At 51.0% G+C, this 20,277-nt stretch carries 17 protein-coding genes; 10 read left to right on the forward strand and 7 right to left on the reverse strand.

What is annotated here, in order from left to right; translation table 11 throughout:
- The first annotated feature begins 14 nt into the window (after positions 1 to 14).
- Entirely contained in the window at positions 15 to 2,213 is a 2,199-nt protein-coding gene (locus ACTTKA_RS07245) for a TonB-dependent receptor (protein WP_442724511.1), read from the forward strand.
- 35 nt (positions 2,214 to 2,248) lie between these two features.
- Entirely contained in the window at positions 2,249 to 2,911 is a 663-nt protein-coding gene (pnuC, locus tag ACTTKA_RS07250; RefSeq protein ID WP_442724512.1) for a nicotinamide riboside transporter PnuC, read from the forward strand.
- Here the strand turns inward: pnuC and ACTTKA_RS07255 are convergent.
- Positions 2,899 to 5,373, reverse strand: a complete 2,475-nt coding sequence (locus ACTTKA_RS07255; protein ID WP_442724528.1) for a bifunctional UDP-N-acetylmuramoyl-tripeptide:D-alanyl-D-alanine ligase/alanine racemase — start codon at positions 5,371 to 5,373, stop codon at positions 2,899 to 2,901. The genes pnuC and ACTTKA_RS07255 overlap by 13 nt on opposite strands.
- A gap of 2 nt (positions 5,374 to 5,375) precedes the next feature.
- Positions 5,376 to 6,368, reverse strand: coding sequence for a GSCFA domain-containing protein (locus tag ACTTKA_RS07260; RefSeq protein WP_442724513.1), 993 nt, complete (start codon positions 6,366 to 6,368; stop codon positions 5,376 to 5,378).
- A gap of 548 nt (positions 6,369 to 6,916) precedes the next feature.
- On the opposite strand from ACTTKA_RS07260, the gene ACTTKA_RS07265 reads away from it, so the two are divergent.
- The 8 genes from ACTTKA_RS07265 (at position 6,917) to ACTTKA_RS07300 (ending at position 13,489) form a co-directional block, all read left to right on the forward strand.
- Complete coding sequence (locus ACTTKA_RS07265; protein ID WP_442724514.1) at positions 6,917 to 8,314, forward strand: LysM peptidoglycan-binding domain-containing protein; 1,398 nt, start codon at positions 6,917 to 6,919, stop codon at positions 8,312 to 8,314.
- Between the two features lie 92 nt (positions 8,315 to 8,406).
- The gene (locus tag ACTTKA_RS07270; RefSeq protein ID WP_442724515.1) at positions 8,407 to 8,955 is read left to right on the forward strand and encodes a DUF1599 domain-containing protein; all 549 of its coding nucleotides are present in this window, start codon (positions 8,407 to 8,409) and stop codon (positions 8,953 to 8,955) included.
- Entirely contained in the window at positions 8,948 to 10,219 is a 1,272-nt protein-coding gene (locus ACTTKA_RS07275) for a BT_3928 family protein (RefSeq protein ID WP_442724516.1), read from the forward strand. Before ACTTKA_RS07270 ends, ACTTKA_RS07275 begins: the two co-directional genes overlap by 8 nt.
- Before the next feature lie 12 nt (positions 10,220 to 10,231).
- The gene (gene tpiA / locus ACTTKA_RS07280) at positions 10,232 to 10,993 is read left to right on the forward strand and encodes a triose-phosphate isomerase (RefSeq protein WP_442724517.1); all 762 of its coding nucleotides are present in this window, start codon (positions 10,232 to 10,234) and stop codon (positions 10,991 to 10,993) included.
- A gap of 34 nt (positions 10,994 to 11,027) precedes the next feature.
- Entirely contained in the window at positions 11,028 to 11,504 is a 477-nt protein-coding gene (locus ACTTKA_RS07285) for an SPOR domain-containing protein (protein ID WP_075589083.1), read from the forward strand.
- 2 nt (positions 11,505 to 11,506) lie between these two features.
- Positions 11,507 to 12,091: a GTP cyclohydrolase I FolE gene (gene folE, locus ACTTKA_RS07290; RefSeq protein WP_075589091.1), complete on the forward strand. Its 585-nt coding sequence runs from the start codon at positions 11,507 to 11,509 to the stop codon at positions 12,089 to 12,091.
- Positions 12,092 to 12,146: 55 nt separating this feature from the next.
- Positions 12,147 to 12,761 carry an L-threonylcarbamoyladenylate synthase gene (locus tag ACTTKA_RS07295; protein WP_442713801.1) on the forward strand — a complete coding sequence of 205 codons (615 nt, stop codon included), beginning with the start codon at positions 12,147 to 12,149 and terminating at the stop codon, positions 12,759 to 12,761.
- 179 nt (positions 12,762 to 12,940) lie between these two features.
- Positions 12,941 to 13,489 (forward strand): outer membrane beta-barrel protein, encoded by a 549-nt coding sequence (locus ACTTKA_RS07300; RefSeq protein WP_442713802.1) that lies wholly within the window; start codon positions 12,941 to 12,943, stop codon positions 13,487 to 13,489.
- A gap of 165 nt (positions 13,490 to 13,654) precedes the next feature.
- On the opposite strand, the gene ACTTKA_RS07305 is transcribed toward ACTTKA_RS07300, so the two are convergent.
- The 5 genes from ACTTKA_RS07305 to glgP all read right to left on the reverse strand — a co-directional run bounded on the left by ACTTKA_RS07305 (position 13,655) and on the right by glgP (position 20,204).
- Positions 13,655 to 14,926, reverse strand: a complete 1,272-nt coding sequence (locus ACTTKA_RS07305; RefSeq protein ID WP_442724518.1) for a lactate racemase domain-containing protein — start codon at positions 14,924 to 14,926, stop codon at positions 13,655 to 13,657.
- A 42-nt stretch (positions 14,927 to 14,968) separates the two neighbouring features.
- Entirely contained in the window at positions 14,969 to 16,036 is a 1,068-nt protein-coding gene (locus tag ACTTKA_RS07310) for a sugar kinase (protein ID WP_442724519.1), read from the reverse strand.
- A 33-nt stretch (positions 16,037 to 16,069) separates the two neighbouring features.
- The gene (locus tag ACTTKA_RS07315; RefSeq protein ID WP_442724520.1) at positions 16,070 to 16,882 is read right to left on the reverse strand and encodes an SDR family oxidoreductase; all 813 of its coding nucleotides are present in this window, start codon (positions 16,880 to 16,882) and stop codon (positions 16,070 to 16,072) included.
- 14 nt (positions 16,883 to 16,896) lie between these two features.
- Positions 16,897 to 17,523: a hypothetical protein gene (locus ACTTKA_RS07320; RefSeq protein ID WP_442713806.1), complete on the reverse strand. Its 627-nt coding sequence runs from the start codon at positions 17,521 to 17,523 to the stop codon at positions 16,897 to 16,899.
- A gap of 116 nt (positions 17,524 to 17,639) precedes the next feature.
- On the reverse strand, positions 17,640 to 20,204 hold the full coding sequence (glgP, locus tag ACTTKA_RS07325) for an alpha-glucan family phosphorylase (RefSeq protein WP_442724521.1): 2,565 nt from the start codon (positions 20,202 to 20,204) through the stop codon (positions 17,640 to 17,642).
- Positions 20,205 to 20,277 lie beyond the last annotated feature (73 nt).

The raw sequence follows: 20,277 nt of genomic DNA on the forward strand, positions 1-20,277 counted from the left end.
AAAACGAAAAGAAAATGAGGAAGATTTGTTATGGAGTAGCCGGCTTATTGTTGTCCGGCGTATCGGTGATGGCCCAGGAAAGGGTCGATTCGACAAGTGTGTATGAGCTGAACGAGGTGGTTGTCTCGGCCGTGCAGGCGCGGAAAGAGACGCCCGTGGCGTTTCGCAATGTGTCGGCGGCGGAACTCAGGGCCAACAATACCGGGCAGTCGTTGCCCTATTTATTTATGCAGACACCTTCGGTCGTTGTTACTTCCGACGGTGGGAATGGCATAGGCTACGCATCCATGCGGGTGCGCGGTACGGATGCTAACCGGATCAATTTTACGGTCGACGGTGTACCTGTCAACGATTCGGAGAGTCACGGGGTCTTTTGGGTGAACATGCCCGATTTCGCTTCGTCGGTCGAAAATATTCAGATTCAACGCGGAGCAGGCACCTCGACCAATGGTGCGGCCGCTTTCGGCGCGACTGTCTCGATGCAGACTCAACGTCCATCGCTCAAACCGTACCTCGAAGTCGTTTCGTCGGCCGGCAGTTTCGGGACATTTACGAACACTTTCTGCGGCGGGACGGGACTGCTTTGGGAGCATTTCGTGTTCGATGCGCGCTATTCGAATGTGCAGACCGACGGGTATATCGAACGCGCCCGGGCGGATATGAATTCGTATTACGGCTCGGCTGCATATTACAACGGCGGAACAATGATCAAGTTCCAGACTTTCGGCAGCAGCGAAGTGACTTATCAGGCATGGTATGGGGTTGATTCGGCCAAACTTAAAACAAACCGTCGTTACAACAGTTGCGGGGCCTATAAGGAGAACGGCGAAACGAAATTCTACGATAACCAGACGGATAACTATTGGCAGCATCATTATCACTTGCTCGCTACGCAACGTCTCAGTGACCGACTGAACCTGAACGTAACGCTGCACTATACCGACGGGAAAGGATATTACGAAGACTACAAGGCCGGTGCGAAGTACGCATCGTACAAGCTCGACAACTATGTAGATGCCAAGGGTGAGATTCACAAGAAAACCGATCTTGTTCGACGTAAATGGTTGAGAAACGATTTTTACGGGGCATTGTTCCGCATGAATTATACGCACGACCGGTTGCAGGCTTCTTTCGGTGCATCGGCCAACAATTACATCGGCGATCACTTCGGACGTGTCATGTGGGTTAAGACCTCAGCCGCACTGCCCAAACCCAACCACGAATATTACCGCAACCGTGGCGAGAAACTCGACTATAACGCTTATGTGAAAGCGACCTATCGCTTCCTGCCTTCGCTAAGCGCCTATGCCGACCTGCAATATCGCGGCATTGATTACCAAATCAACGGAAGCGATGATAAAGCCGGCGATAAGGTACGTGTAAAGAAGACCTTCTCATTCTTCAATCCGAAAGCCGGGCTTTCATTCGAGCGAAACGGTCATCATGCTTATGCTTCGTTCGCCGTGGCACATCGCGAGCCGAACCGCGATAACTTCACCGAGAACGGTCCTTCGGCACAGCCTACCTACGAGACGCTTTACGACTACGAAGCCGGCTATCAGTACACGGGAAGCATCTTCCGTGTCGGTCTGAACCTGTACTATATGGATTACGACAATCAGTTAATCCTTACCGGTAAAATCAGTGAAATCGGCGAGCAGCTGACCTCGAACATCAAAGACAGCTACCGGATAGGAGTCGAGTGGAGTGGCGGCGTAGAAGTAGCATCGTGGCTCGACTGGAACGGACACTTGACGTTGAGCAGTAACAAAATCCGCAACTTTACGGAGTATGTCAATACATACGACGCCAACGGGAAAGACTTGCCTCAAACCTCCCAAAGTCTCGGTACGACCGATATTGCTTTTTCTCCGAACCTGACGTTTGGAAGTACCTTCGCCTTCCATTGGAGGGGCTTCTCGGCAGCTTTCATGTCGTCGTATGTCGGTCGGCAGTATCTTGACAATACCTCATCGCGTCTGCGCAGTTTGGATCCGTATTTTGTGAACGACCTGCGTATCGGATACACGTTCCGTCCCCGTTTCATGAAAGAGATCGGACTCGACTTGAATATCCGCAACCTCTTTAACGAAATGTACGAAACGAACGGCTGGACATACAGCTATATCCTCGATGGTAAACGTATGACCGATTCCGGGTACTTCGCACAGGCCGGAACGAATATGATGGCACGTGTAACACTGAAATTTTAAGCGAAGAATATGCTGTTCCGCCGTCCGGACGCCGTATGACTAAGAACGTAGAAACTTTTTTACGTAACAACATGGGATATGAATTGATTGAAATCGTTGCAGCCGCGATCATGCTGATCTATCTGTGGCTGGAATATAAAGCCAGCATCTGGCTGTGGCCGGTAGGGGTCGTAATCCCTCTTTTCTATATCTATATCTATTTTGTTAATAAGTTCTATGCCGACATGGGGATCAACATCTACTACCTCGTGGCAAGCGCTTACGGCTGGTTCCGGTGGTGGAAAAGCGAGGCTGCCCTCAAACAGAAAAGCCTTCGATCCGGTGAAACGGCAGTCTTGGGAGTGGCCATACGGTATACTCCCAAGACTTACTGGCCGAAACTGCTGGCTGTTTTTTGTGCGTTGTTCGCCCTGATCGCATGGGTGCTGATCCGGTTTACCGACAGCCCTGTGCCTCTCGGCGATGCGTTTACGACGGCGCTCAGCATCGTGGCCATGTGGATGCTCGCACAGAAATATATTGAACAATGGTGGTTTTGGCTCATTGTGAATGCCGTCTCCGCCACCCTTTATTTCTGGAAAGGAATGACCCCGACAGCCGTCACCTACGTTGTTTATTCTATTGTGCCTGTCTTCGGCTACCGCCAATGGCAGAAGATGATGACTTCCGCTATGACGGAGAATCGTTATTCGCGATAGTAAATCCTCTTGACACGCGGCGAGATGGATGTCAGAATCTCGTAAGGAATCGTGTCCAGCTTGTCGGCAATTTCGGTCACCGGAAGTTGGGAACCGAAGATAATCGCCGTGTCGCCTTCCTGCGCATCGGCATCCGTAACGTCGACCATGCAAATATCCATGCAGATATTTCCGACAATCGGGCAGCGCGTCCCGTTGATAACGACTTCGCCCACCCCGTTGCTCAGATGACGGTCAAGACCGTCGGCATAGCCGATGGGAAGAATAGCCACCCGTAAATCGCGTTGGGCGTATGTCTTGCGGCTGTAACCGATCGAATCGCCTGCCGGTACATCGCGGATTTGCAGAATCGTTGTTTTGAGTGAACTGACCGGCTGTAACTTCTTCGCCTCGCTGACCGAGGCGCTGATGCCGTAAAGCGAGATACCGAGGCGAACCATATCCATCTGATGTCCGGTGAAACGTTCGATACCGGCCGAATTGAGAATATGTTTGAGTACCGGATAACCTAATCCTGCTTCCAAGGCTTCGGCCGATTGTGTGAAGAGGCGTATCTGTCCCCGTGTAAATTCGTCGTGTTCGGGCGAGTCGCTCCCGACCAGATGCGAAAAAACGGAGCGCACGACGAGTGAACTTTGTTGTTCCAGCCGTTGGCAAATCTCCCGCACATCCGACGGACGAAAGCCCAGCCGGTGCATGCCCGTGTCGATTTTAATATGAATAGGGTAGGAGGTGATTCCGCGTCGTCCGGCTTCTTTCATCAGGGCATCCAGCAGGCGGAAGCTGTACACCTCCGGCTCCAGTTGACGCTCGAACAAGACATTGAAACTGCTAAATTCCGGATCCATCACGATGATCGGAATGGAGATTCCTTCTTTGCGCAGCGCCTCGCCCTCGTCGGCCACCGCCACGGCCAGATAATCGCAACGATGTTCCTGCAATGTCTTCGCCACCTCATACGAACCGGCGCCATACCCGAAGGCTTTGACCATGCAAACCATCTTCGTGTCGCGGTGCAGTTTTGAACGGAAATGGTTGAAGTTGTGCACTACCGCATCCAAGTTTACCTCAAGCACCGTTTCATGCACCTTTTTTTCTAACAGCTCCGTGATGCGCTCGAAATGGAAGGCACGTGAACCTTTCAGCAGAATCAACTCGTCGTGGAAGGTTTTCATCGAAGGAGAATGAATAAATTCGTCGGTTGTCAGGTAGAACTCGCTTTCGCGCATCTCGAATGCAGAGCCGTATTCCTTCATGTCGCGGCCGATCCCGATGATACGGTCTACTTTCTTACGGCGGAACAGCTCTGCGACTTTTTTGTATAATGATTTGGGCAGCATGCCTGATTGCAGAATGTCCGAAAGAATCACGGTCGTTTTCAGGTCTTTTTCGGCACGGCGGCTCTGCTGAAAATCGAGCGCGATATCCAGCGAATTAATATCGGAATTGTACGTATCGTTAATCAGCTGACATCCGTTGATGCCTTCTTTCACTTCCAACCGCATGGCCACCGGCTCCAGTCCCGCAAAAACCTTTCTGTTTCTGAGTGACGTCGGTTTCAGATACAGCATCAGGGCGATGCAGTGAATCACATCTTCGATCGAAGCGTCGTCGGTAAACGGAATTTCATACGTTTGTTCCAGATTCAGCATCACACAGTGGATTTCGGTCGAAGACTGTTTTTTGTGTATTCTCTCAATGTATAACGGCGCATCCGAATCTTTACGGCTCCAGCCTACGGCCTTATGCGAGAGGCACGCCTTGTCGAGCGTGTGCGCGATAAACTCATCGTCGGCATTGTAGATTACGATATCGCAATCGCTGAACAGCGATAATTTCTCCATACATTTTTGAGTCGATGAAGCGAAATTCTCCTGATGTGCTTCTCCGATATTCGTGATCATGCCGATCGTCGGACGAATGATGCGTTGCAGCTTCTCCATCTCGTCCGGCTGTGAGATACCCGCTTCGAAGATGCCCAACGTATGCTTGTCGTCCATCTGCCATACGGAGAGCGGCACGCCGAGCTGCGAGTTATAACTGCGAGGTGAACGGACAATGTTGAAATCCGTATGAAGCAATTGGTAAAGCAACTCCTTGACGATGGTCTTACCGTTACTCCCTGTAACACCGATGACCGGTATCTCGAATTGCTTGCGGTGATGTGCCGCCAGCATTTGCATCGCTGTGAGCACGTTCGGGACGATCAAGAAATTGGCATCAGGCATCATCCGTGTTTCCGGCGGCTCATGATTGACAACAAAGCTACGCACGCCCAGCCGGTATAGCTCGGGGATATATCGGTGTCCGTCGTTGGTCTGAGTTTTCAACGCAAAAAACAGGGTCGATTCCGGGAACGACAACATACGGCTGTCGATCAGCAGTCGATCGATCATACTGTCGTTCAGGGTGCGGTTTGTTGCGCCAATTATTTTGGCAATCTCTTGAATCTTATACTTCATCATTATTGTTCGGTTTGCAGTCGTTCTATATCTTTTCGTTCTTGCTTGAAACAAAGGTAGGGCATTTTCTCATTGAAACGGTCTATTTTTAACAAAGTTTGTGTCAGGAATCGCCGGTATGCCTCGCTCTGCGGATTAAACGGCAGATGATTGAGTGCTTTGCGAATCTCCTCTGCTTCCTTTAGCAGACAACGTGCAGGCTCATCCATGCATACTTCGACAAAACGCTCCCAAATGTATTGGATAGCTGTTGGTGACGGATGACACATATCGTCGGCATAAAAACGATAGTCCCGCAACTCATCCATCATCAGTTCGTAGGCGGGGAAATAAGCGGTCTGTACCGGAAAGCGTTCTTGCAATGCTTCGACAGCAAGGTGTAAGGTCGCTTTACTTAATTGGTTTTCGTGTGCTCCGTCTCGCCAGTGCCGAATCGGACTGACCGTAAACAACCATTGCAGGGACGGATATTTTTTCTGTAACTTCGCTATCAGCGGTTCCCACAGTGAAACGATCTCCTCGACCGAGAGGCGTGCCCGCTCGAAATATTTTTCCGGAAGTTTATGGCAATTAGCCACCGTTTGCCTTGTTTCTTTTAAACGATAGACGTAGGCCGTCCCCCAAGTTACGATGATACGGTCGGCCGACGATAACATAACCGTAGCCTGTTGCAGTCGGTCGTTTATCTGTTGCAGGCAGTCATCGGCCGATGCGGACGAAAAAGAGCTGTGATGAAAGAAACTATGGTATAAGCCTTCATGCTGAAACAGATCGTCGGACGTGAATGTCATTCCCTCTATCAGTCGTTCAATAGCCATAGCTACCGAAGCAGGGTTATAAAGTGTACCGAAAGGATTGATCTCCACACGAAACAGACTGTCGGATAAACGTCGTCCGATCGATTCGGCAAAGCAGGAACCGAATAATATTGCCCTGTGCTCGTATGCCAAACGGACAGGAGAGCGAGGGATATTGATTTTTGTATAGAGTATCATAGCGCTTATTAATTAATAAGTAGTAAAGCATTAAAAGAGGTAATGTAGCAGGTCGTACAAGTATCGTATTTCGTGTTCCTTTTTTATACTTTAACAGCTTTGTTGCTTTGCTACATTACCATTTATATTATGCAATATAATATGCAAAGAAAAAGAATTCTTCAGGTAAATGCGAAAGTTTGAACTTAATTCGTGCAAGTTTTGAGATATGTTATAAAACATGTTTGTTTTGTATGATGTTGTATTTAAATGGGTTATGGTGTGATAAAAATGTATTTTTGTCTGTTTATCATGGTTTTGGGATAATTTTTTTTGGTCGGTAGACTGAAAATATAGACCTTTGGACACTTTTTGTTGAAAAACGAAGTGAATAAACTATGACTATACTACGACATGTAAGCATTTTATGTGGCTTTGCCCTTTTTTCGACTGGAGTTTACGGACAGTTGCCATGGGGGAAGAAGCAACATGAGCAAAAACAGGAACGCCCGGCTGTATTAAAAACTCCCAGGATAGATCGGAAGGCTTCAGAACTTATTGCTGATCGAGTGGATGTAACAAAGAAAAAGATCGTAACGGGAGAATTGGAACCTGTTACGTTTGCAACGCAAGAAGAATTGATTGAAGCAGAGAACCTCCTTTTTCCGGCTGATGAATTATATCAATCCAATTGGGATACGTGTTGGGTAAATCCTTTCCGCACCAGAGATATTGCTATGCCGGATTCGTTCAGGATCGATTGCTCTACCTTTGTAATACCCATTGACAATGAGTTGAAAGTTACTTCTAAATACGGCCCACGCCGTCGCCGAATGCACCGCGGAATCGACTTGAAAGTCTATGTTGGCGATACGATTCGCAGTGCATTCAGTGGGAAAGTACGAATCAAAAGCTTTGAACGTCGCGGTTACGGGTATTATCTGGTAATTCGCCATCCTAACGGTCTCGAAACGATTTATGGTCATCTGTCGAAATTTCTAGTTGCCGAAAATGAGATCGTCAAAGCAGGACAACCCATTGCTCTCGGCGGAAATACAGGTCGCTCTACAGGCCCTCATCTTCACTTTGAAACACGCTTCCTCGGAGAAGCTATTGACCCCAGCCACATCATCGACTTCGACAACGGCGTTCCTCATCAAGACTTCTACGTTTTTCATAAAAACGCTTATCGTAACCGACATAATCTCTATACTTCAACATCTGAACATATCGTTTATCACCGTGTAAGGAAAGGTGAGTCTTTAGGAATTATTGCACGGAAACATGGTCTTTCCGTTGCGGAGTTGTGTCGTTTGAACGGATTGAAAAAAAAATCTGTGCTGCGTGTCGGACAAACGCTCCGTTGCGGGAAAACATCGGCAAGAGTTTCGAAAAAAGCAACACAACTGAAACCGGTACAACAAACGGTAGCGGATGAAATAGTCGCTGTAAAAGAAGAAAAGCCTGTTTATCATCAAGTACGGAAGAGCGAGACCCTCTATTCGATTGCACGTCAACACGGCATGACGGTCGATGCGCTTTGCAAGTTGAACAATATCCGTCCGACAGACCCTTTGCATGAAGGGCAGGAGATTTGCTACCGGGCGGCAAAGCATAGTGCAAAGCATGTGGTGAAAGAAGAGACAGAAGAAATTACTATGGCAGAACATACCGAAGATCAGGTATCGGAAGGTGATATCCCGGGAGCGGAGAACGTAGCACAGAAAGATAACTCGGTGATGGAAGGCAAGCAAACGGTTGCTTCTGATCGGCCGAATGTCGCAGCCGCAAAAAAGTCAAAGAGTACCACACATCGGAAAGCACCGGTTTATCATCAGGTGAGGAAAGGCGATACCTTAGGGGCTATCGCACGTCGTCACGGGGTGAGTGTGGAACAACTATGCACATTGAATAAGATACAAAAAACGACTGTACTGAAGATCGGACGTTCGCTGCGTTGTTCATGAAGAGAAAATAAATGGTTTGAGCACAATGTGCCAATTACTGACGATACAATATCTTCCGTAATTGGCACGTTGACTTTATATAAAGTTGGGTTATGGCAGATACGAAACAACAATTTGAAGCGGTAATCAAAGAGTGCCGGGATGTCTTTCAGGCTAAGTTGTCGGACTACAGTCCCTCGTGGCGTATCATGCGTCCCGAGTCGATTACCGATCAGCTTTTCATCAAGGCCAAGCGTATCCGGAGTCTTGAGATGAAGAAAGTGAGTAAGGTGGGCGAAGGCATCAGGCCCGAATTTATCGCTATTGTGAATTACGGTGTGATCGGCTTGATACAGCTTGAGCTGGGGGCTGTCGATACGTGCGATATTGACGCGCGCCGGGCTTTGGAGCTTTATGATGCGCACCTGAAAGAAATTCAAACGCTGATGTATGCCAAGAACCACGATTATGACGAGGCATGGCGGGGTATGCGTATCACTTCGTATACCGATTTTATTCTGACGAAACTCAATCGGGTGAAGGAAATCGAAGACAACGACGGAAAGGTGATCGCTTCGGAAGGGATCGCTTCCAATTATATGGATATGGTGAATTACGCTTTGTTCGGATTGATCAAACTGACTTTCGGGGAAGATGCCTAAGCGATTTCTCATAAAAACGATCGCGGAATGCTGTCGCGTTTTATTGGGCGTGACATTTATCTTTTCCGGCACGGTCAAAGCGATAGACCCGATGGGTACCGCCATCAAGATCGGGGAGTATCTCGCCTCGTTTGGCATGGGATACGGTGAGTGGTTCGAGTTGCTCCTGTCGTTCAATATGATTGCTGTCGAGTTTATGCTCGGCGTGTGTATGTTGACGGCTGTTTACCGCAAGCTGGCGACACTCGGCGTGTTGATCTTCATGAGTTTCATGACGCCGCTCACGCTTTATCTGGCCGTCTTCAATCCCGTGCCCGATTGCGGATGTTTCGGCGACGCATGGATCATTACGAACTGGCAGACATTCTGTAAAAACCTCGTTCTGCTTGCGGCAGCCATCTTTGCATGGATGTATTACAAGCAATTGACATCGTTCTATACGTATCGGTCGTATTGGTTTGTTGGGCTTTTTTCGTACCTCTTCTGTCTCGGTTTCTGTTATTGGAATTACAATCATTTGCCGATTACCGATTTTCGTCCGTACAAAGTAGGAGCGAATATTCCGGAGCTGATGGAAATTCCGCCCGATGCGCCGCAAGATGAATACGTATTTATCTACGAAAAGAACGGCGAAACGAAAGAATTTAAATTGGAAGACGCTCCGGCCGATGATTCTACATGGACGTACGTCGATGCACGACTTGTTAAGCCGGGATTCGTGCCGAAAGTCAGCTCATTCGGACTGTTTAACGAGCAGGGGGAGAACGTCGCCGACGAGCTTTTCACTCGGTCGGGTATCGTCATGCTGCTTGTGGCTCACCGGCTGGAAGAGGCAAGCAACGAACATATTGACGAGATCAACCATGCGTATGATTACGCCATGGAGCATAAGCTGACTTTCTACGGCGTAACAGGCTCGTCCGACGGACACATCGCCGAGTGGGTGAAGCATACGGGCGCCGATTATCCTTTCCTGACAGCCGACGAGGTGCTGCTCAAGACCATCATCCGCTCGAATCCGGGGATGGTATTGCTTCGCGAAGGTACGATTCTGGCCAAATGGCATCATAACGACATCCCCGGCGAGGATGAATTAGACACCGTGATAAACGGATACTTGAACGATAAACGTATGGAAAACCGGACGGATCATAACCTTTGGTTATCCGTAATTGCAGCTTTTGTATTACCTTTGCTGCTGGTTTGGATATACGATTATCTCCGAAACCGTAGATATCGAGGAATAAAAAATACATATAATTAACAGACTGAACAAATGAGGAAGAATATTGTTGCAGGGAACTGGAAGATGAATACCACCCTGCCCGAAGGATTGGCGCTGGCCAAAGGTTTGAATACTGCCCTGAAGGGAAAAACCGTACACTGCGAAGTGATTGTAGGCGTGCCGTTCACGCATCTGGCAAGTATCGTTTCGGCCATCGACACGATGAAGATCGGGGTGGCGGCAGAGAACTGCGCCGATAAAGAAAAAGGAGCTTTCACGGGCGAAGTGTCGGCCGCGATGGTCGCTTCGACGGGTGCAAAATACGTGATTCTCGGTCATTCGGAGCGTCGCGCATATTATCATGAGACTCCCGAGATACTGAAAGAGAAAGTGAAGCTGGCGCTGGCACATAATCTGACGCCGATTTTCTGCATCGGCGAGGTGCTCGAAGAGCGCGAGGCCGGTAAGCATTTCGAGGTAGTCGATGCGCAGGTTCGCGAATCGTTGTTTGACCTTTCGGCCGAAGATTTCGGCAAGCTCGTATTGGCATACGAGCCGGTATGGGCCATCGGAACGGGCAAAACGGCGACGGCTGAGCAGGCACAGGAGATACATGCGCACATCCGCCGCACTGTTGCACAGCAATACGGTCAGGAAGTAGCTGACAACACGTCCATCCTGTATGGCGGAAGTTGCAATGCGGGCAATGCGAAAGAACTGTTTGCCAACCCCGACGTAGACGGCGGGTTGATTGGCGGAGCATCGCTCGAAGTCGAGAAATTCATGCCCATCATCGAGGCGTTTGAAAGATAACGGCACAAGCCCGGTTTGCTTTTCAACAAGGCTTATGAAACGTTATGTGTTTATATTGGGGCTTCTAGGGTGCGTCAGCAGTATGTTGACGGCGCAGGACTCCATCGTCGATGCCCTGACGCGGAATGTTCCGGGTCGGGGCACGGTGACGATTCACCAGTCACCGGCCATCCGTCAGATGATCGGGCGTCCGATGGATTCGGACCGTACCGAAGAAGTGAACGGCAGGAAGTATCTTGTTTCGGCCGGCTATCGCATCCAGATCTTTTCCGGAAACAATCAGCGCAGTTCGAAAGATGAAGCCTTCGGCAAGGAACAGCAGATCAAGAACCAGTTTTCGGATGTGCCGACGTATGTGTCGTACACGGCGCCTTTCTGGCGACTTCGTGTAGGGGACTATCTTTCGTACGAAGAAGCCTTCCGTATGATGCAAAAGCTGGTCGGGGCTTTTCCCTCGTTCCGTAAAGAGATGTTTATTACGAAGGAAGAAATCCGTATTCCTGTTCGATGAATATGAAAAAAGAGACGGAAGCATTGTTGGAAGTACGCCGGCAATTGAGCGATCATTATCGCCAAATCATTGAACTGTTGGGCGAAGATACAGACCGTGAAGGATTGAAGAAAACGCCTATGCGAGTGGCTAAGGCTATGCAGTTTCTGCTGAAAGGATATGATGAAGACCCGGAGGCAGTGCTGGCTTCGGCCATGTTTGAGGAAGAAGATTACAAGCAGATGGTCATCGTCAAGGACATCGACTTTTTTTCGCTCTGCGAGCATCACATGTTACCTTTCTTCGGCAAGGTACATGTGGCCTACATCCCGAATCATTACATCACGGGGCTGAGCAAGATTCCGCGCGTAGTCGATATTTTTGCGCATCGTTTGCAGATACAGGAGCGTATGACGCTTCAGATCAAAGAATGTATTCAGAAGACGTTGAACCCGCTGGGTGTGATGGTCGTTATCGAGGCGCAGCACATGTGCATGCAGATGCGCGGCGTGGAAAAGCAGAACTCGTTGACCACGACGTCCGACTTTACCGGCTCGTTTCAGCAGGCCCGAACGCGCGAAGAATTTATGAACCTGATCAAAAAATAACGCTTCGTCGTCTGTACGAAGTTGATATTCTTTATACCGGAAATAACCTGTTTTTATGCTGCTGAAGATTTATCCCGATCATCCGAACCGGAAAGAGATCGATAAGGTGGTAGATGTGTTGCGCGACGGCGGATTGGTGATTTATCCCACCGATACGCTCTACGCGATGGGCTGCGACGCGTTCGATGTGCGTGCGGTAGAAAAGATTTGCCGTATCAAGGGCGTCAATCCGCAAAAAAGTAACCTCTCGATCATTTGCCCGGACTTATCGTCCGCCAGCGAATACGCGCGCATCAGCAACCATGCTTTCAAACTGATGAAACGTTGTCTGCCCGGCCCTTTTACGTTTATCCTGCCCACGAGCGGCGAGCTGCCGAAGATTTACAAAAGCCGCAAGGAGGTGGGCATTCGCATCCCCGACAACCCGATTGTGCACGAGCTGGCCGACGCGCTGGGCAATCCGTTGCTTTCGATGTCGGTCTATGATCGCGAGAGCGACGATGAGCCGGAATACCTTACCGATCCCGAACTGATGGAAGAAAAATATGCCGGGCAGGTAGATATTGTGATCGACGGAGGCTACGGCCGCACCGAAGGATCGACTGTGGTAGACTGTACGCAGGAGCCGTTCTCCATCGTCCGTCAGGGCAGAGGAATCGTTGAACTCTGAATGATTTAGTGTCGGAAAGCATCTTCTGAAAAAATGAAAGAAATCAATAAAAAAAGGTATTTTAATGTCGGTCTGTAAATAAAATTTGTTCGATTCTTCTATTTTTGTGCCGGCGGATTCCGAAAAGCCATTCAGAAAACAGAGTAGGAGAAGTATAAAAACAAAACATTATTTGACAGATGAAAAAGATTTTATTCAGTACATTATTTATTTTGGCCTGCTCGTTAGGAGCAGCAACGGCGCAGCTTCAAAAAGGTAGCGTGCTGGTAGGAGGTTCGATCGGAAATATCGGTTTCGGACTGGGTAGCGGAAGCAACTTCACCATTAATTTGACACCTCGTCTGGGGTATTTTATTGAGGACAATATTGCAATCGGTGCCAAGTTGGACGCAGGTTTTACCGGTCAAAGAGGTGGTAATACGACGTATAATTACGGTGTGAACGGTTTTGGACGTTATTATTTCGGACCGAAAGAATTCGATACGCTGCTGAAACAAGGACGCTGGTTTGCTGAAGCAGGTGTCGGAGTATCTGGAATTAAGAATGCAGATGCTGGGTTCAACATCAACTTCGGACCGGGGTATGCATATTTCCTCAACGAGCATGTGGCGGTAGAAGCGTTGGCGCTTTATAACGGACAGTTCGGCTCCGGTAGCGTACACGGACTTTCGCTGAACGTGGGATTCCAGATTTACCTTCCGGTAGCGAAGATGAAGAAAATGAAATAAGCAGTATGTTTTAAGAATGTTGTATTCGCCGTCTCCGGCAAACGAAGGAGTCGGTGAATCAACAAAAACAAGGCAGGAGAAGAACGCGAATGTTCTTTTTCCTGCCTTTCTTTTTGTATCCTATCTCCACATACTCAGTTACACTGTTTCTATGATTGAGTTTTATCAGGTGTTTTCAAATCTTTTCCGATAGGCCCAAAGACCGAGCGCAGGATTGGAAATGTAGTAGATTTCTTCGCCGTCGACGGTGTTCCAGCCTTCGCGCAGGGTGTGCGGGGGATATTTCCGCGTCATGGCGTCGAGGTCGGCATACCCGAAGCCTACGCTTTCGATTTCGCGGCGTGTCAGGTGTCCGGGGCAGTAGGTGATGCGGAATCGTCCTTCCGATGTGCCGTGAATCAGATGGGCGGCCACGCCGAGTGCTTGTCGCAGTTCTTCGTTTTCTTCGACATACCGCAGCACCTGCGGCGTGGCGACGTAGCCGTACCGGCGGATCAGCGTGTCGTTGTCCGCGTCTTCGCCGAACTGCCGTACACCGGGGGCGAGGATGATCAGTTCGCCGCCGTCGGCCATGGCCATGCGCGTGCGATAGATGCTTTTGTTGCCGACCCACGTACTGCGAAATTCTTCGGGATCGAGGTAGACGACGGCTTTGTGTATCTCGCGGTCGAGCATGGTGAAGTTTGTTTGTAACGAGAGGGCGGCGGCTTTTTCAAAGCATTCGGCATCGTCGCCTGCGAAGAGTCCGCGCATTTGCAGACCATCGTTCCCGGCCGAAATAACGGTTTGCAGATAGACGACGGGCAGGTGGCGGATGAAATGTTCGGAGGCGTAGTTGAGCACGCGGCGCACGGGGGTGTCGGCGCGTCCCATGATACGCTCCATGCCGTATGCCGCGCCGATAAAGTGGCTCTTGTGGATGCCTTCGGCGCCTCCTGTGCCAACGAGCAGGTTCTTGTTGTAGTTCGCCATCCCGATCACTTCGTGCGGCACCACCTGCCCGATGGAAAGGATCAGGTCGTACCCGCCTTCGAGGAGCATGCGGTTCACCTGCATGGGCATGGGATAGCGGGCTACGCCGCCCGATACCTCGCCGACGTAGTCGGCCGGCACGGTACCGATATGTACCACGTCGTTGCGCCAGTCATGCACGCGAAAGAGCGAGCGGGGGATGCCGGGGAACATTTTCGCGATCTCCCCGTCCGTCATCGGAAAATGCGTGCCGATGGCGGGAAGAATGTCCGTCAGGCGTTCGCCGTAATACGCGTAGATGTAGCGTGTCAGTTCGCCCGCCCGCGAGTGGAAGCGGGTAAAGTCGGGCGGGATGGCCAATACTTTGCGTCGTTCGCCCAGCCGGTCGAGGATCGAAACCACGGCCTGCCTCAGTTCGTCATGACCGAATGCTTTATCCGGCACTCCCTGTTCGTAGTATATCATCGTTCGTATCGTTTTGAAAAAGTGTCGCGGACGCGGGTATGCTTATCGCATCACCCGCGCGTTTCCTTCCCAGATGCTCCATACCTGTGCTTCGTCGGCCGGTTGAGCATAGTCGGTGAGCGAGGTTACGGCCAGCGCGCCGGTAGCCCATCCGAAGCGTATCCACTGTCGCGGCTCCCAATTTCGGAGGATGCCGTAGAGCAGACCTCCTACAAAGCCGTCGCCTCCGCCGATGCGGTCGAGCACCCGGATCGGGCGCGGCTCTACGTAGTGCCACTCATCGCCCGCGAGCATGATGGCGCCCCACAGATGATGGTTCGCGTCCGACACTTCGCGCAAGGTCGTCGCGAAAACCGAGGCGCCGGAAAACGTTCGCTTCACGTTCCGGATCATTTCTTTGAAACGCTCCGTTTGGGTGCCGACGTTCTTCCCGCCGGTCTCCGGCCCGTCGATGCCGAGGCAGAGTTGGAAGTCTTCTTCGTTACCTGCGAGGATGTCGGCCACGGATGCGATCCGGGTGAAGACGTCGCGCAGCGCGCGCTCGCGTCCTTCCCAGAACGAGGCGCGGTAATTCAGGTCGAACGAGATCCGTGTGCCGTGCTGTTTGGCCGCGCGCGCCAGCTCGAGGCAAAATTCGCCCGTTTGGTCGGACAGCGCCGCGATCAGTCCCGAAAGGTGGAGCATCTCCACACCTTCGCGCCCGAACAGACGGTCGAGGTCGAAATCGCGCACGTTCAGCGTGCGGCCTACTTCGCCGCTACGGTCGTTCCACACGCGTGGTCCTCGCGCGCCAAAGCCGCTGTCGGCCATATTGATCTGATGACGCAAGCCCCACGGTCCGCCCTGTGGCACTTCGCGCCCCTCGCAGGCGATGCCGCGGCTGCGCAGATCGGCTTTGATAAATTGCGCCACGGGGCTGCCTTCGACGAACGTCGTCAGCGCTTTGACCGGCAGTCCGAGCGATGCGGCCACCGTCGCCACGTTCGTCTCGGCGCTCGTAGCCTGCATCAACATGGAATGGCTCGTATGAAACGGTTGTCCCTGCGCGGCGGGTGTCAGCCGTACCCCCATGCTCGTCGGTACGACGAGCGACCATTGTTTCTTTGTCATGATGGTATGTATTTTAAAGGTGCATGTGTGCGATTAAATCGAAAAAGCGTCGAATCCGCCATCGACGGGTATCACCGTGCCCGTCACGAAAGCCGACGCGTCGGCTGCCAGCCACTGTACCGTGCCCAACAGCTCTTCGGGCTTGCCCAGTCGGCCGTAAGGCGTGTGTGCGACGATACGTTGGCAACGCTCCGTCGGGGTACCGTCGGCGTTGGTCATCAGCGTGCGGTTCTGTTCGGTCAGGAAGAACCCTGGCGCGATGGCGTTCACCCGCAGTCCCTCGCCGAATTTCGTAGCCAGCTCGGTGGCCAGATACCGGGTGAAGTTATTGACGGCGGCCTTGGCGCATCCGTAGCCCAGTACGCGCGTAAGCGGTCGCAGCGATGCCTCGGACGAGATATTGATGATGCTTCCTTTCTTTTGCTCGACCATAGTTTCGGCAAATACCATCGTCGGGAGTACCGTACCGAACAGGTTCAGGTCGATGACTTGCCTGAAAGCGTCGAGGTCGAGATCGAAAAACGTCTGATCCGGCGCGATCGTAGCGCCCGGCATATTTCCTCCTGCCAGATTGATCAGCACGTCGATGCTTCCGAATGCTTGCACGATGGCTTGCCGGCTTTCTTCGAGCTGTTCGCGGCGCATGACGTCGGCCGCGTGAAACATGGCCATGCCTCCGAGCTTGCGCACCTCTTCTTTCAACCGGTTGCCCTTCTCGGCGTTCCGTCCGAGGATAGCGACCTTCGCTCCTTCGCGCGCCAAATGTTTGGCGATGCAACGTCCCAGTATGCCGTAGCCTCCTGTCAGGACGATGACTCTGTCTTTTATACTGAATAAATGATTCATGATGTATCTTGATTTTATGAAGTGGTCGATACCGTCAACCGGCGAAATGCGTAGCAACTCATCAGTCCGCACAGCGGCAGCGCCACGAAGATGCCGATCAGAAACAAGGCGAATCCGGCCAGCATGACGCCGACTTGGACGAGCATGAGCAGAACAAGTTTCAGCGTCGAACCGCGTGTGATCTCCCAACTTCGCCTGAGCGAGTCGAGGATACCCGCGTCTTCTTCTACGATCGCCATGTAATAAAACTGCAGGCGGATGGCTAAATAAATGCCCGGCACGATGAGCAGCAACAGTCCCGCGCAAACAATAAGTCCGTAGATGAGCTTAGCCGCGAAATACACGAAGATTTTGCGACTCATCTGTCCGTAGGAAGAGAACTGCGGCTCTTCACCGTCGATCGCCTGAAAAAGGTTTTTCGTGTATCCCAATTCGAAGATCAGCGAGATAAACAGACCGATCAGCACGATGACCGTCCCGGCGATACTGAGAGTGCCGTTGGCAGGCCTCGGGATAAAGGCTTGAAGCAACATGCTGATGATTGCGTAGCCGATTAACAGTCCGCTCAGTACCCAGATCTGGGCCCACAGACTTTTCCACGATTTGTGGAAGAGGTCGGAGATCATGATTTTTTTGTCCATGGTGTCTTGTCTTTTTTAACAATACACAAATGTACGATATATTTTGAAAACAGAAACGGACGGGCACAAAAAAACCGGACGTATGCCCGGTTTTTCTATGACGGACGACCGCATGTTTACGGCTGAACCCAGCGGATGTACGCGAAATCCATCCGGTGAGGCAGTTGTTCGTTTACCGGATAAACACGGAATCCGACACGCAGATGTCCGTAGACTTTCGTTCTCTTTTTCAGTTCGAAATGCAGTTTCGTGCCGTCTACCTTTTTCAGTTGGAACGGAGTGGCCGAAACAAATTCGGTCGTATGGTCTTCCGGGTTTTCGCGCGTGTAGACGATTTCGACGCCGAGCATGCTTTTGAGGCTCTTGCGGTCGATGACAATCCGGACAACGTATTCGTCGCCTACCATGGGATGCGCAGCGTCTTCGCTATATTCGAACGATTCGATCTCAAAATCGTTCCAGTGCTCGGCCACTTCTTTCTTCCATGCAGCGATGCTTCGAGCCTCGGCGTAATTGTTCCGTATGAGCGAAGTCGATCGTGCGGCCAGCTTGCTGTAGAACCGTTCGATATAATCGTCGAGCATGCGTTTCATCGTGTAATCCGGTGCGATTTGCGAGATGGAGTTTTTGATGTACTGAATCCACTCGGGCGAATAACCTTTGCTGTTCTTGGCAAAGTAGAGCGGGATAATCTCGTCTTCGAGCAGATGGTAAATCGTCGCGGCATCGAGCTGATCCTGATATTGCTGATTGTCGTACGTGCGTTGTGCGGTCAGCGCCCAGCCGGCTCCTTCCCGATAGCCTTCGTACCACCATCCGTCGAGCACGGAGAAGTTGAGTACGCCGTTCATCTCGGCCTTTTCGCCCGATGTGCCGGATGCTTCCAGCGGTCGTGTCGGGGTATTCAGCCAGATGTCGACGCCCGAAATCAGACGGCGTGCCAGACGCATGTCGTAGTTTTCGAGGAAGAGGATTTTGCCCAGAAATTCCGGACGACGCGAAATCTCCACGATGTGCTTGATCAGTCCCTGCCCGCCGCCGTCGGCCGGGTGCGCCTTCCCGGTGAATACGAATTGTATCGGGCACTTTTCGTTGTTGACGATCTTGGCCAGCCTGTCCAAATCGGTGAACAGGAGGTGCGCCCGTTTATATGTGGCAAAACGGCGTCCGAAGCCGATCAGCAACGCATTCGTGTTGATTTTTTCCATCAGCGTAACTACTTTCGACGGATCGCCCTGATTCTTCAGCCAGTTGTCGCGGTACTGATCTTTGATGTATTCGATCAGTTTATGCTTGAGCGCCCTGCGGATTTCCCAAATGTCGCTGTCCGGAACATGTTGGATGGCTTCCCAGATTGCTTTGTTCGACTGGTCTTTGAAGAAACTTTTGTCGAAATTCTTCGCACAGTATTTTTTCCATTCGGTAGCCATCCATGTAGGCAGGTGCACCCCGTTGGTCACGTAGCCCACGTGCAGCTCTTCGGGGAAATATCCTTTCCATACCGGCGCGAACATCTGGCGCGATACGATGCCGTGGAGGTAACTTACCCCGTTGGCTTCCTGACAGGTGTTGAGGGCGAATGTACTCATGCAGAATTTTTCCTGACTGCCCGGGTTCGTACGTCCCATGTCGATAAAGTCCTGCCAGCTGATGCCGAGCTTCTCCGCGAATCCGCCCATGTATTTGCCGAAAAGCGACTCTTCAAAATAGTCGTGGCCTGCGGGAACGGGCGTATGAACCGTGTAGAGCGAGGAGGCGCGAACGACCTCGAGCGCCTGATTGAAGTCTAACTTCTCGTTCTGTATATAGTCGACGAGCCGCTGTACGTTGATCAGTGCGGCATGGCCTTCGTTGCAGTGATAGACCTGCTTCTTCAGTCCTAACTTGTTCAATAGCAAAATACCGCCGATGCCGAGCATGTATTCCTGCTTCATGCGGTTTTCCCAGTCGCCGCCGTAAAGCTGGTGGGTGATCGAGCGATCCCACTCGCTGTTTTCGGGTATGTCGGTATCCATCAGGTAAAGCGGTACACGCCCGACGCTTACTTTCCAGACATGCGCGTAGACGATCCGTTCGGGATACGGCACCTCGAGCACCATCGGACGGCCGTCGTCAGTCATCACCTGCGTGAGCGGCAATGTCGCGAAATTCTGGGCTTCGTAGTTGGCAATCTGCTGGCCGTCCATGGCCAGACTTTGGGTGAAATAGCCGTAACGGTACAGAAACCCGACGGCTGCCAGATCGATGTTGCTGTCACTGGCTTCTTTCAGGTAGTCGCCCGCCAGCACACCCAATCCGCCCGAATAGATTTTCAGTACGTTCGTCAGTCCGTATTCCATGCTGAAATAGGCCACCGACGGTTTGCTTGTATCGGGCTTGACTTTTACATAGCTCTTGAATTGTTTATATACGTCGTCGATTTTGTCCATCAACTTCTGATCGGCCAGAATCGCTTCGATCCGTTCCTGTGGTAACTTCTGAAGCAATAAAACGGGGTTACCTTCGGTCGATTTCCACAACTCGGGCGAAATTTCTCCGAAGAGCTTCGCGCCTTCGTAATGCCAGACCCACCACAGGTTGGTAGCGATTTCGTGAAGTGGTTCTAATTGTTTCGGAAGTTTGGAATGAGAGTATATGTCTCTCCAGATCGGATCATTTGAATTCTTTGACTGAATCTTCATACTTTTGTTTTTTATAAAAATAAGAATAAGGGCAGCAAAGATAGTGTAAATTTTGCGTAATGTAAGCCTGTTA

The sequence above is a fragment of the Tannerella sp. genome (genome assembly GCF_052170195.1).
In the GTDB taxonomy this organism is placed as follows: domain Bacteria; phylum Bacteroidota; class Bacteroidia; order Bacteroidales; family Tannerellaceae; genus Tannerella.